Origin of the sequence: Mucilaginibacter sp. SG564 (assembly GCF_013149275.1) — a bacterium.
In the GTDB taxonomy this organism is placed as follows: domain Bacteria; phylum Bacteroidota; class Bacteroidia; order Sphingobacteriales; family Sphingobacteriaceae; genus Mucilaginibacter.
In genome coordinates, this window is the sequence record NZ_JABGNA010000004.1 from 177,240 (window position 1) to 190,782 (window position 13,543).

Annotated in this window: 14 protein-coding genes; 5 read left to right on the forward strand and 9 right to left on the reverse strand. The window is 43.4% G+C overall.

Translation table 11 applies throughout. The annotated features are described in order from the left end of the window. The first annotated feature begins 1 nt into the window (after position 1). Both FHW89_RS10685 and FHW89_RS10690 read left to right on the forward strand, forming a co-directional pair. Positions 2–2,560, forward strand: coding sequence for an ABC transporter permease (locus FHW89_RS10685; RefSeq protein WP_216650536.1), 2,559 nt, complete (start codon positions 2–4; stop codon positions 2,558–2,560). 4 nt (positions 2,561–2,564) lie between these two features. Continuing rightward, on the forward strand, positions 2,565–3,248 hold the full coding sequence (locus tag FHW89_RS10690) for an arylesterase (RefSeq protein WP_172335031.1): 684 nt from the start codon (positions 2,565–2,567) through the stop codon (positions 3,246–3,248). A 4-nt stretch (positions 3,249–3,252) separates the two neighbouring features. Here FHW89_RS10690 and FHW89_RS10695 read toward each other — a convergent pair whose 3' ends face one another. The 3 genes from FHW89_RS10695 to FHW89_RS10705 all read right to left on the reverse strand — a co-directional run bounded on the left by FHW89_RS10695 (position 3,253) and on the right by FHW89_RS10705 (position 6,521). Next, positions 3,253–4,536 (reverse strand): serine hydrolase, encoded by a 1,284-nt coding sequence (locus tag FHW89_RS10695; RefSeq protein ID WP_216650537.1) that lies wholly within the window; start codon positions 4,534–4,536, stop codon positions 3,253–3,255. A gap of 41 nt (positions 4,537–4,577) precedes the next feature. Then, complete coding sequence (locus FHW89_RS10700) at positions 4,578–5,591, reverse strand: LacI family DNA-binding transcriptional regulator (protein WP_172335032.1); 1,014 nt, start codon at positions 5,589–5,591, stop codon at positions 4,578–4,580. Positions 5,592–5,807: 216 nt separating this feature from the next. After that, a complete protein-coding gene (locus FHW89_RS10705; protein ID WP_172335033.1) occupies positions 5,808–6,521 on the reverse strand; it encodes a hypothetical protein in 714 nt (237 codons plus the stop codon). 204 nt (positions 6,522–6,725) lie between these two features. Between FHW89_RS10705 and FHW89_RS10710 the strand changes: the two genes are divergently transcribed. After that, positions 6,726–8,036 (forward strand): sorbosone dehydrogenase family protein, encoded by a 1,311-nt coding sequence (locus tag FHW89_RS10710; protein ID WP_172335034.1) that lies wholly within the window; start codon positions 6,726–6,728, stop codon positions 8,034–8,036. After that, on the forward strand, positions 8,036–8,497 hold the full coding sequence (locus FHW89_RS10715; protein WP_172335035.1) for a cytochrome c: 462 nt from the start codon (positions 8,036–8,038) through the stop codon (positions 8,495–8,497). The genes FHW89_RS10710 and FHW89_RS10715 overlap by 1 nt, the downstream gene beginning before the upstream one ends. Before the next feature lie 162 nt (positions 8,498–8,659). Here the strand turns inward: FHW89_RS10715 and FHW89_RS10720 are convergent, their stop codons facing one another. From FHW89_RS10720 to FHW89_RS10745, 6 genes are all read right to left on the reverse strand, one after another. Further along, positions 8,660–9,181, reverse strand: a complete 522-nt coding sequence (locus tag FHW89_RS10720) for a M48 family metallopeptidase (RefSeq protein ID WP_172335036.1) — start codon at positions 9,179–9,181, stop codon at positions 8,660–8,662. A 332-nt stretch (positions 9,182–9,513) separates the two neighbouring features. Continuing rightward, a complete protein-coding gene (locus FHW89_RS10725; protein ID WP_172335037.1) occupies positions 9,514–9,756 on the reverse strand; it encodes a hypothetical protein in 243 nt (80 codons plus the stop codon). Positions 9,757–9,791: 35 nt separating this feature from the next. After that, positions 9,792–10,541, reverse strand: a complete 750-nt coding sequence (locus FHW89_RS10730) for an ABC transporter ATP-binding protein (protein WP_172335038.1) — start codon at positions 10,539–10,541, stop codon at positions 9,792–9,794. Beyond that, positions 10,538–11,407 carry an ABC transporter permease gene (locus tag FHW89_RS10735; RefSeq protein ID WP_172335039.1) on the reverse strand — a complete coding sequence of 290 codons (870 nt, stop codon included), beginning with the start codon at positions 11,405–11,407 and terminating at the stop codon, positions 10,538–10,540. The genes FHW89_RS10730 and FHW89_RS10735 overlap by 4 nt, the downstream gene beginning before the upstream one ends. Then, complete coding sequence (locus tag FHW89_RS10740) at positions 11,408–12,382, reverse strand: ABC transporter substrate-binding protein (protein ID WP_172335040.1); 975 nt, start codon at positions 12,380–12,382, stop codon at positions 11,408–11,410. A gap of 93 nt (positions 12,383–12,475) precedes the next feature. Further along, on the reverse strand, positions 12,476–12,931 hold the full coding sequence (locus tag FHW89_RS10745; protein ID WP_172335041.1) for an NUDIX domain-containing protein: 456 nt from the start codon (positions 12,929–12,931) through the stop codon (positions 12,476–12,478). 75 nt (positions 12,932–13,006) lie between these two features. On the opposite strand from FHW89_RS10745, the gene FHW89_RS10750 reads away from it, so the two are divergent. After that, a complete protein-coding gene (locus tag FHW89_RS10750) occupies positions 13,007–13,504 on the forward strand; it encodes an SRPBCC domain-containing protein (RefSeq protein WP_172335042.1) in 498 nt (165 codons plus the stop codon). The last annotated feature ends 39 nt before the right edge of the window (positions 13,505–13,543 follow it).

Genomic DNA, 13,543 nt, shown 5'->3' on the forward strand with positions numbered 1-13,543 from the left:
TATGGAAACCAATCCCGTTAATTACCACCGAAAAATGAATATCCCCTGGCTGTTTAATATGGCCTGGCGCGATAGCCGTAAAAACCGCTCAAGGTTATTCCTATTCATATCCGCCATCGTATTCGGGATAGCTGCATTAGTAGCTATTTACGCGTTCAAGTACAATGTTCAAAACGACATCAACGGACAGGCGGCAACATTGATCGGTGCCGATCTTTCCGTATCAGGTAATAAACCTGCAGATGTGCATCTGAAAAAATTATTGGATTCGTTAGGTGATGAACGCTCACAGGAACGCAGCTTTGCCTCCATGGCCTATTTCCCAAAAAGTAAAGGCACAAGACTGGTACAAGTGCGAGCACTACAGGGCAACTTCCCCTATTACGGGGCCATTGAAACCACACCCGAACAAGCGGGCACAACTTTCAGAAAAGGCCAGATGGCGGTGGTTGATAAAACACTGATGCTGCAATTCAACGCGCATGTGGGCGATTCGATCAAGATCGGTAACAGCCTCTTTTTAATAACAGGCATTTTAAACCGGGCTCCCGGACAGGCGGGTGCATTAGCGGGAATAGCGCCGGTGGTTTATATCCCCATGCAATATCTGGAGCAAACCGGCCTGGTTAAAATTGGCAGCCGGGTAAACTATAGCTTTTACTATAAATTCACTAAACCGGTAAACCTAGATAAACTCACCAAAAAGCTCGATCCCATGCTGGATAAAGCTGGCATGCGGTATGAAACTATTGAAGGAAGGAAGGAAAACACCGGCCGTAATTTTGGCGATCTAAGTCGTTTTTTATCCCTGGTGGGCTTTGTTGCCTTATTATTGGGTTGTGTGGGTGTGGCCAGTGCCGTTCATATTTATGTACGTGAGAAGATCGCGTCTATTGCCATCATGCGCTGTCTGGGTGTAAAAGCATCGGAGGCATTTCTGATCTATCTCATCCAGATTGTAGGCATTGGTCTCATCGGCTCTGTTATTGGGGCTGCTTTGGGTACGGCGATACAGCATTTGCTGCCTGTAGTATTTAAAGATTTCATCCCCTTTACCATATCCGTTCAAATTTCGTGGATGGCTATTGGTCAGGGTATTTTGTTGGGGGTGATCATTTCCCTGCTTTTTGCTTTGTTGCCGTTGATATCCGTTCGTAATGTATCTCCTTTAAATACTTTACGATTATCGTTTGATGACGCGGTATTGTCCCGTGATCCTTTGCGTTGGCTGGTATACCTGCTGATCCTGCTGTTCATTGTCACTTTTACTTATTTACAATTGGATAGCTGGTTGGGGAGCCTGTTCTTTACGCTGGGCATATTGGGTGCTTTTATCATATTATCAGGGGTAGCGTGGCTATTGATGCGCTTCACAAAATTGCTGATCAATGGGTCATGGAGTTATTTATGGCGGCAAGGTTTTGCCAATTTATACCGGCCCAACAACCAAACGCTTATCCTCATGGTGTCCATAGGTTTAAGTACCATGTTCATTTGTATATTGTTTCTTGTACAGAATTTACTCATTGGCCAGGTTACCTTGTCGAGTAGCGGCAATCAATCCAACATGATCCTGTTTGATATACAGAACAGTCAGAAAGATTCCGTGGCCCGTTTAACCCGCCAGCAGGGATTGCCGGTATTACAGCAGGTGCCTATTGTGACTTTGCGGATAGAACAGATCAATGGCAAAACAGCCGCTGACCTGCAAAAAGATTCGACCATAAAAATTCCGCATGGGGTATTTGCCTATGAATATCGCGTTACTTTTCGCGATTCCCTTTCCGACTCTGAAAAGCTGACCGATGGTACGTGGATAGGCAAAGCAACACCCGGAAAAGACATTCCAGTTTCTGTAGAAGAAAATCTGTCGCACCGGGCAAACCTTAAAATTGGCGACAAAATAGTTTTTAACGTTCAGGGGGTAGAAATGCCTGCTTATGTAGCCAGCATCCGTAAAGTAAACTGGGGTAAAGTACAAACCAACTTCCAGGTAGTTTTCCCAACGGGTATTTTGGAAGATGCCCCGCAGTTTCAGGTATTGCTGACGCATGTGCCCTCCAATAAGGTGTCTGCTTTATTTCAACGGGCCATTGTAAGCAGCTTTCCCAATGTTTCTATTATTGACCTCGGTTTGGTTTTAAGCGTATTGGATGAGCTGCTGAATAAAATAAGCTATGTAATTCGTTTTATGAGTGCATTCAGTATTATAACCGGCGTGGTGGTATTGGTAGCTTCGGTGCGTATCAGCAAATATCAACGCATACAGGAGAGCGTATTGTTACGTACATTAGGTGCAAGCCGTAAGCAAATTTTTGCCATTACCGCGCTGGAGTACTGGTTCCTGGGTTCATTATCGGCCCTTACCGGTATCGTGATCGCTTTTGGTGGTACCTGGTTACTGGCTAAATACAGTTTTGAGATTCCCTACACGGTTAACTTTCTGCCGGCGTTGATATTATTTTTCATTATATCCATACTAACCGTTATTATTGGTTTGTTAAATAGCAGGGGCGTTTTAAATAAACCGCCGCTCGAAATATTACGCAATAACGCTTAGTACCATGTACAAATTCAAATTAACGTTCCTGTTACTTACCGCGCTGATTTTTGCTGCGTGTGATCAAAATAAAAAACCTACTGCCGACGAAAGTACAAAAAGCAGTACAGCAGCACAGCCTGATGCCGCGGCTGCATCAAAAACCGTTTTGTTTTTTGGCGACAGCTTGACCGCCGGTTATGGATTGGACGATCCATCTGAGGCTTTCCCGGGGGTGATCAAGGATAAGATCGATTCGCTGAAACTACCCTATAAAGTAGTTAACGCGGGTTTAAGCGGCGAGACTACGGCAGGCGGCAACGCGCGTTTAGACTGGCTGCTGAAACAAAAGGTGGATGTTTTTATACTGGAACTTGGTGCAAATGATGGCCTGCGCGGTATCCCTGTAAATGAAACCCATAAAAATCTACAGAGCATTATTGACAAGGTAAAAGCTAAGTATCCGGAGGTAAAGATCGTATTGTTAGGCATGCAGGTTCCGCCTAATATGGGTGCCGATTATGCCAGCAAATTTAAAGCTGTTTTCCCCGATCTGGCAACTAAAAATCATACCCAACTGGTGCCCTTCTTTTTACAAGGCGTAGCTGGTATACCGACGTTAAACCAGGCGGATGGTATCCACCCTACCCCACAGGGGGCAAAAATAGCCGCCAATAATGTTTGGGAAGTTTTAAAAGGTATTTTGTAAAAAATCAATCGACTAAAGCCTGGTAAACCAGTGCGCGAAATTTATCCTGTATAGCATTATGCGGCAATGGCCAGTTCTGTATAAAGAGCAGACAAACCAAATGTTCTTTCGGATCTACCCAATACAAAGTACCGTAAAATCCGCCCCATGCAAATGAGCCCGGACTTACACCTAATTTGGCCGAACTTGTTGGGGTAGTAATACCAAAGCCTAAACCAAATTTGTCTTTATCCGGGTTGATATACAGATCGCCTATCTGGTTTTCGGTCATCATTTCAACCGTATGCCGGGCAAGTAAACGCTGACCGTTGTAGACGCCTCCATTCAGCATCATTTGTAAAAAAATAGCATAATCCTTAATAGTCGAGCTTAAACCGGCACCTCCAGAAAAATATGTACCTGCTGTCTTTGGATAATCAAAATCTATCCCTGGAAGTGTGGAAGCGCTCCACTTTACAAGATGTCCTTGTTTATCGGGTGTATAAACGGCTACTAACCTGTTTTGCTTAGCAGCTGGTATATAAAAATAAGTATCTTTCATGCCCAGCGGATCAAATATGCGTTCCTTAAAAAACTGATCCAGGGTTTTGCCCGAAACTTTTTCAACCAGGTACCCCAGTACATCTATATTTAATCCGTAGGTCCACTTTTCACCAGGCTGATGGGTTAATGGCAATTTGCCTAATCTGTCCATGGCGTCGGCCAAACGTATTTTATCGGCCACAAATCCTCCGGGTATTTTTGATTTGGCATAAATGGCATTCATTCTTGGAGAACCGATCTGCGCGTATTCGATACCCGAGGTATGTGTAAGCAGATCGCGGATGGTTATTTCCCGTTTGGCTGGAACGGTGGTGTAAGTAGTATCCTTTTCGTTATACAAATCAATCACTTTAGGGTGCGCGAAAGCAGGAATATACTTAGAGATAGGTTCATCCAGTAAAAACTTCCCTTCCTCAAACAACATCATGACCGCGACACTGGTAATGGCCTTGGTTTGCGAAGCTATACGGAATATATTATCATTTTCCATCAGTTTTTTTTGCTCCACATCGGCAATACCGAATGACTTATTGTATACAATTTTACCATTGCGGGCAATAAGGGCAACCGCTCCGTTAATGTACCCAGAGTCGATATTACTTTCTATCAGATGATCAATACGCTGTAACCTTTCAACAGAAAACTTTTCTGATACCGGGTTGCCAACCTGCAAGGTAACACCCTGCGCATAGATACCTAAGCCAGCACCAAGGAGTAATAAAAACAGCGATATCTTCTTCATCATCAATAATTAAATAGCAGCTTTGATCTGATTGAGGATGTGCATTATTTAGTAGATTTTCTGACTCTCAGATCGGTTGTTAGTATCACTTGTTGCTTTACACCGTTCTCTACCGAAGTATTGAGCCTGTTGAGCAACAATGTGATCACCTTATCGGCAATGGCATCAATAGGTTGCGCTATCGCCGTTACAGGAGGGTTACAAAGTTCAAAAACTTCATAATCATCAAAACATATCAGGGCAACGTCTTCCGGTATCTTTTTATCCAAATTCCGCAGCACTTTAAGTCCGCAGGTTCCCAAATGATTATTACCAAATAATATCGCGTCGATTTCCTGATGTTCATTCAGAAAAGCCTGTATCGGCTCGGTCATCAGTTTTTCATCCTGGTAAAAATCAACTTCTTTGATATTGGTTTTAAGGTTACTTTGGGTAATGGCTTTTTTATAGCCATTCAACCTGTCGGCCATCTGCGTTTGCTGATTATTAAAACTGATAAAAGCAATATTTTTATACCCCTTATCAATAAGGTACCTTGTTGCATTGTAGGTACTGAACAAATTATCAACTACTACATAATCAGTTTCTACCCCAGGCAGGTACCTGTCAAACAACACCACAGGTAGTCCATCCTTAATCAGACTGCTAATATCCTCCTCAATACCCTCAGGCGGAACAATGATATATCCATCAACATGCCTGTCGCGAAACATAGCTATCAGTTCCTGGGTTTTTTGGGTATCGTTATCGGTACTGCTGTAAATAATTTTATACCCGTTTTTGTATGCCCTATCCTCAATTTGGCGGGCTATAGTAGCAAAAAAGTTATTGGATATATCCTGCACCAATAAACCTATAATATTTGATTTGCCGGTGCGCAGGCTTTTGGCCAGTGAGTTTGGTTTATAGCCAACTTCCTTTACATATTTTAAAACACGTTCAACCAGTTCTTCGCTTATCCGTTTTTCGCGTGCCCTGCCATTTAAAATAAAGGATACAGTGGTTTTAGATATGTTCAGGCTGTTGGCAATATCAACGATAGATAATTTCTTCTTCAAATTTTTTAGTGTTGTTTATCCAAATATATAACATAAATAATAACACAAAAGAGCCTTTGGCCTGATAAGTTAGCTATAGGCACAAATAAATGCTAAATCGAGTTATTTCTGGTAGTTCTTTTATCTTGCTACCCCCCAAACAAAAAGGATCACCTGTAACAGGTGATCCTTTTATTAATATATATATCGGGATATTAAATCTATAAACTGGCTATTTTAGTGACGTCCATAACCTCTGTTTTCGGCAAAGCGTTGCCCCCAGTTCCCTCCACGGTTACCTCCGTCGCCTCGGTTTTCAGAACGTTGACCACCCCAATTACCACGGTTACGGTTATCATTGTTGTTATCCCTGTTGCCCCAGTTGCCACGGTCCTGGTTACCTCTGTTCCATCCCCGGTTATCATTACCACCCCAATTACCCCGACCATAATCCCCACGGCCCCATCCGCGGTTATCGCGGCTTGAGTATGCATAACCACCGTTGTAGCGATTATCAAAACGACGGCCCCAATTGGCACGACCACCGGCATAACCACCCCACCTTGACCTGTAAAAATCATGATGCATGTATGGTCTTGGAGCACGTACCTCATATCTTACAGCAGTGCGCCAGTTATAGTTACGGTAAGCACCTGGCAAATAAGCTGCGGTTACCCATGAACTGCCATCGTTATAGTAATAACAATGCCTTGGTACGGAATAATAGGCTTCAACCTCGGGCAGATAATAGTAGTCATCATCATAACTTGCAGGTATGTTATCGTCGTCATAAACAGGCTCATCTTGCACAACAACAGGTTGAGGAGCGGGTACATAAACGTGGCGCACCGGGATATTAATACCCAGATGGATGGATACTTGCGCATCGGCGGCTTTAGTATAAAATAATCCGCTTGCTGCTATTGCTGATAATATGATAAGCTTCTTCATAATTGTTAAATTTTATACAGTTAGGACGATAGCTAATGGAAATGGTTTAACAGAGCAACTATTTTTGGAACAAGAAGTAAGGATCGGAAGTCCTTGCTCTTTGTTCCTTACTCCAAAATCGGCTGATTTTGTCATGATATTAAACAAAACAGATTTCTATATTCCCCGTATATTTATTTAATTTGATAACCATTAATCAAAGCCATGAAGAACAGAAAATCACTTTCCGTATTGCTGCCTGTTGCGGCAATAGTGGGGTTCATATTATTTAATGCCTGTAAAAGCGGCGAACCCGCCAATAACAGCAAAGATTCCGTCACGACTACCACCCCAATTACTGATGGAGGAGCCGGATTGAAATTACCAGAAGGTTTTAACGCGGCTATTGTTGCCGATAAATTGGGTGGCACCCGTGAAATTGCGGTAACCCCACAGGGCGATATTTATGTAAAACTTAATCGCGCAAAAAACGGTAAAGGCATTTTGTTTTTACACCAGGAAGGCGATAAAGCTACCGTAAAAACCGGTTTTGGAACCTTTGGAGGTACCGGTGTTTATGTTAAAAACGGATATTTGTACGCCTCATCTGATGAAGAAGTCTTCCGTTATAAACTGAACGCTCAAAACGAAGTGATCAACTCTGACCAACCCGAGAAAATTGTGACCGGCTTGCTGAACCGCCGTGAGCATGAAGCCAAAGCCATTACCCTTGATAATGATGGCAATCTGTACGTAAACATCGGCGCGTACTCCAACGCCTGCCAGGTAGATGACCGCAAAAAAGGGTCACCCGGCCAAAAAGGATGCCCTATTTTAGATTCTGCAGGCGGTATATGGCAGTTTAAAGCCGACAAGCTTAACCAGCATTATGGCGACGGCGTACGTTACGCTACAGGCCTTCGTAATGTGGTAGGTTTCGACTGGAACCAGCAAAACAACCAATTATATGTAATGCAGCATGGCCGCGATCAGTTGCATGATCTTTTCCCGGATATGTTTACTACCCAGCAATCGGCCGTATTACCTGCCGAATGTATGTATGCCCTTAAAAAAGGAGATAACGCCGGCTGGCCTTATATGTATTATGATCAGGAACAGCATAAAAAGATATTAATGCCCGAGTATGGCGGTGATGGCAAAAAAGAAGGCGGCCAGGATGCTATTGATCCGATTGCAGCTTTCCCGGGTCACCTTGCGCCTAACGGCTTATTATTTTATACCGGCAACCAATTTCCGGAGAAATATAAGAATGGCGCTTTCATCGCTTTTCATGGTTCCTGGAACCGGGCCCCCGAACCACAGGCAGGCTACTTTGTCGTATTTCAGCCGTTTAAAGATGGCAAGCCAAGCGGCGAGTGGGAAGTATTTGCCGATGGCTTTGCAGGTACCGCCGCACAAACAGCATCTGGTCGTGCAGAACACCGCCCATGCGGGTTAGCCCAAGGCCCCGATGGCTCGCTTTATGTAACTGATGATAACCAGGGAACTATTTACAAAATAACTTATAAAAAATAATGGACTTTAAAAAAGCCCCGCTAATCCTATTCGCATCCCTATTATTCGCCGTAACAGGTTTGCAGGCTCAAACCAAACATAAGGCCAAGCCGCCCGTAAAACGTACTACAGGCGGCTTAAAAGCCTCCATAGATGCAGGTCAAAAAGTATTTACCCAGTATTGTGTATCATGCCACCAGGCTGATGCCCTGGGTGTGCCGCACATGAACCCGCCGCTGGTAAAAACAACTTATGTTTTGGGCGATAAAACCAGGCTCATCAAAATTGTGCTGAATGGCTTTAACGAAGATGTAGAGATCAATGGCGAAACCTACTCCAACAGTATGGCTTCGCACGATTTCCTGAAAGACCAGGAAATTGCCGATGTACTCACTTTTGTACGTAACAGCTTCGGCAACAAAGCCCCAGCTATTACCGCCGCCCAGGTAAAAACCGTACGGGCGACTAACAAAAAGAGCTAAAGGCTAAAGACTAAAGGCTAAAGGCTAAAGGCTAAAGGCTAAAGGCTAAAGGCTAAAGGCTAAAGGCTAAAGGCTAAAACAACAAAAGCGAGGGCATGCCCTGGCTTTTGTTGTTTTAGCTTTCTTAAAGTGCTCTCCTTTGGAGAGGATAGGTGAGGCTCTTTACTCCGTTATCTGATAAGTATAAGCCAACGTTTGTTTCATTTTTGACTGTACGCGTTTTATACTCAGTTCAATATCCGACTTTTCCTTATTTTCGGTTACTTCCATGAAAGCTTTCTGATAAGCGTCCAGTGCCTTTGCCCATTGCTTATTCTTTTCATAGAATAAACCCAGCAAATCATAGATGCCTGCCGTGTCGGCCCCCTGTGTATTTAGGGCTTTGGTTGAGATAACGCTCACCTGTTTTTCCATGTTCAGAAAAACCAACAGATCAAGATAATGGATATAGTTATCCGGGAAGGCTGGTTCCAGCTCCATGCAGGTTTTAAAATGGTAACCTGCTGTTTGGTAATCCTTAATCTCGTAATAATATATCATCCCCAACTGGTGATGGGCACGTGCATATAATGGGTCGTTGCTGATTATCTCGTTCAGTAATTTAAGGGCTTTGGGCGTTTTCCCATATGATATTTTATCGATGGCCTGCAGATACTTCTCCTCGATAGTATAGTAAGTGTTCATAAATTTTAAAATTGCAAAAGCTCACTTTTGGCAAGCATAATTGAATAAATAATGATGTAATAAATTCTGTCCGTGGTGATGATATTTTTCTAAAACGGACTGGAGAAGAGTATCATTGATGCACAACCCTTCTGCCGGGCCACCATAGGCCACATCATATTTTTAAAGCAGAACGAATTATTAAACAGCATCATTTATTTTTTTACAAATTTACGCTTATTGATTGGAATTGCAAAATGGAGGGCGAATACCGTAAGGGAGACGCAAATATGCGTCTCTACATAAAAAAGAAAACGTGGAGACGCATATTTGCGTCTCCAAATTTAAAGAGCTTAAGCAGCTATAGCAGCTTTAACACCTTCGATCAAAAAATTGTTCTTTAATTCCTTTTCGGAAATGATCACGCTGAAATCATCATATTTTACGCCATGCTCCAAAGGATACAAGGTGTATCCTCTTTTTAAAGCATCGTATACGCCCAGTTCAAATATTTCGTCTTGTTTTTTTCCTTTTATCTTGGCGCCGCTCACTAACTGGTAAGCGTCGAGTATGGGTTCAAAGTTATTAGTCTTCATAGTGCACAACACTATACAATTACTTTGCCATTTTTTTAGCCGAACCAGTCGAAAAGGTCATTTTGCTTTAAATCTGACTTTTGTTTGTTGTTCAGATCGCGCAATACCAGCCCTTCGCTCATTTGTATGATCCGTGTGCCATAATTGTAGGCGTCTTTAAGATTATGGGTGATCAGTATGGCAGTCAGTTTAAAATCTGCGATCAGTTTATCAGCCGTACGCATCACAACCTCTGCCGATCGAGGATCAAGCGCAGCAGTAGGCTCGTCCAGTAACAGTACCTTGCAGCTATCCATCACACTCATCAGCAAGGTTAAAGCCTGGCGCTGGCCTCCCGATAGTGTCCCCATGGATTGCTCTACTTTATTTTCCAGGCCCATGCCCAGCGAGGCTATTTTTTCTTTAACCTCCTGCTTGAACTTATTGTTGATACCGACAGATAAACCTTTGGCTTTTGTGCGTATAGCAGCCAGCCTAAAATTATCCAGAATACTCAGATCAGATGCCGTACCACTCACCGGGTTCTGGAAAACACGCGCGATCCATTGGCTACGGCGGTAATCAGGTAGTTTACTTACATTGTTTTCATCAATGCTGATGCTACCTGCATCCGGGAATACGCTCCCGGCTACGAGGTTAAGCAAAGTGGTTTTACCAGACCCGTTAGAGCCTACGATCACCAGGAATTCTCCTTCTGCAATGGTTAGTGTGATTCCATTAACAGCGTTAACCTGGTTGGCCTTACCTTTATTAAAAGTCTTATGTATATCGTTTATCGTTATCATGATGATCGGAGTGATGATAAACGGGGTAAACTAACTATCAACAATACGAAAACAGCGGTAACTATTTTGAGCATATTCGGATCGACGCCGATGGCCAGGGTAACCGCCAGCACCAGTTGAAATACCACGGCCCCGGCCAACACCAAAATTAAACTGAGCCAAACACTGGTAATCCGTAACCAATTAATGATTGACTCGGCAATAATAACCGAGCCCAGGCCAACGATCACAATACCTATACCCATATTGATATCGGCAAAGTCCTGCGATTGTACAAAAAAGTAGCCGCTCAGGGCTGTTAGAGCGTTGGCTAAGGCCAAACCGGTGATCTTCATCCGGTCGGTATTAACCCCCAGTGCCCTGATCATAGACTCGCTGTTGCCTGTTGCCCGCATGGCTATGCCAAAATCTGTTTTGAGCAAGTAACCGATCAAAAAAGTGATCAGAATAACAAATACCAATAATATCCAAAAGGTATTCTGGTTAGCATCCGTCACTATCTGTATCGACGAAAACAGCGAAACCAGGTTACTCAAAGGTATATTGGAGCGACCCATAATAGTGAGATTTACCGAATACAGGGCAGTCATAACCAAAATACCGGCCAGCAAAGCGTTTATTTTAAGCTTGGTATGGATCAGGCCTGTTAATGCACCAGCTATCCCGCCGGCAATGATCACCGCCGGCAAAATAATATATGGCGACTGGTGGTGTGTAAGCATCACAGCCGTAACAGCGCCACCCAGCGTATAACTGCCATCGGTAGTAATGTCCGGGATATTAAATATCTTCATAGAGATAAAAATACCCAGCGCCAAAGCCGCGTAGCAAAATCCCAGTGTTACCGTGGTGAGATAAAAATCCATTTATTTAACAGCCTCAAAATCTGAGGGTACAGTAATGTTATATTTTTTGGCAGCGGCAGGATTATACACCCGTTTCCTGATCTTCACCATCTGCGGCGCCAGGCCATCAGTTTTATGATTTTTCAGGAAGTAAGCAGCCTGTTCGCCCGCCTGGTAACCCCATTGATAAATATCGGCACCAAAAGCAGCTACCGCACCGCGTTGTACTAAACCGGCCTCGCTGGTAAATATGGGCACATTTTTTTGGTTGCAGCTTTTCAAAATGGTCTCAAAAGCAGCGAAAACAGTATTGTCTGGGTTGGCAAAAAAGGCATCAATATTCTTATTCAACAGTGATTGTGTAACTAATTGAGCATCTGCAGAAGAATTTAAGGGTAAGGCAACAATGGTTACATTTTGCTTTTCGGCCAGTGATTTGATACGGTTCAGCGCATCGGTAGATTGTGGTTCCGATTGATTATAGATCATCCCGATCACCAGCTTTGCTCCTTTGGGTTTTAGTAATTTAGGGATGATGGCGAATGAGGTATCTATATAATTCAGGTCCTCTACCGCACCAAAAAGATTGGCTGGGGCTTTGCCACTGCCATCAAGTACTTTCATACGTTCGGGCACCGGCGATACCATAGCAAAAATGGGTATGGCTTTGGTTTTTTGAATCGCGGTAACTGTCGATAAAGTGGTACAGGTAGCCAGCAGATCAACATTTTCAGAAACAAAATGGTTTACGATCTGGGTTAGCGTAGGGATATTGCCTTGCGCATTGCTGTATTCTATCTGTACTGTTTTTTTAGCCTCGCTAAAACCTTCTTTCTTTAAGGCATCTGTAAAACCGGTGCGAGCCTGTGCTATAGTGGCATCTTCAAAGGCATCCACAAAACCCACTACAGGGACAGCCGTCGACTTGGGTTTGGGTTTGCACGATACAATCGCGATCAATAAAAATGCTATGGGTAGATATTTAAAAAACTTCATTTTACTAAGTTATGTAATTGCCTATAAAAGTAACAGCAGAACGGCAAAAGGTGAAATTAGTTTGACCAATATCCCCACATTTGGTGATGCCTGCTATTGTGCCTTGCTCAACTCATCTATTAGTGCTGTCTGCGCCGGATTTATCTTCACCTTGGCTGTATCGATATCAAACCATGCGGCTCTGTCCACCTCGGGGAACGATTGTTGCTTGCCACAGCGCGGTGGCCACTCTATTTCAAAGTGATTGCTTCTGATGGCCAAATGATCTATGTCGCCTTCTACGGCCCACACATATACTTTTTTGCCACCTTTTTGTGTAATTGGGCTAAGACTGATGAATTCACCGATAATCGCCTGCCCCGTTTCTTCCTCAAACTCCCGTTTGGCAGCCTCCAAGGGGTCTTCGTCATCCAAAAACTCCCCCTTGGGTACCGACCAACTGCCGTTGTCCTTATTTTTAAAGAACGGCCCGCCCGGATGCACCAAAAAAGCCTCCAAATTACCTTCGGTTTTCCGGTATAGTAGTATTCCTGCGCTTTGTTTACCCATGGTTAATATTTAAAAGCAAGTTAATAAAAGGGTAAGGTATTATGATTATTTTTATAACAAACAATGCTACCGTATATGACCGATAACCCCTGGACAAGCTTTAAACTAACTGCCGATTTTAACACCAACGTCCGTCATATTTATGAGGCCTGGGCCACTCCTGCCGGACTCGAAAGCTGGTTTTTACGCCAGGCTGATTTTTATACCATAGTTGGTCGACAGCGCGAAAAAAACGAATTCATCAGCAAAGAAGATACCTATTCCTGGTACTGGCATGGTTTTGACGACGACACCGTAGAGAACGGCCAGGTACTGGAAAACAATGGCGCCGATCTGCTCAAATTCACCTTTACCGGTGGCAGCGTAGTAACCATTGATATCCAGAACAAATACGGCCTTACCCTCATCGAACTTACCCAGGAAAATATCCCCCTGGAAGATGACCCGGCAAAAAATCTGTATGTACAATGTCAGCTTGGGTGGACTTTTTATCTCACCAATCTGAAATCGGTGATCGAAGGTGGTAAGGATCTGCGAAATAAAAGAGTAGATTTGTTTACCAGTTTTAAATAATTTGTCTGAACCTTGATTAACCAGATTAGAGGATTGAGA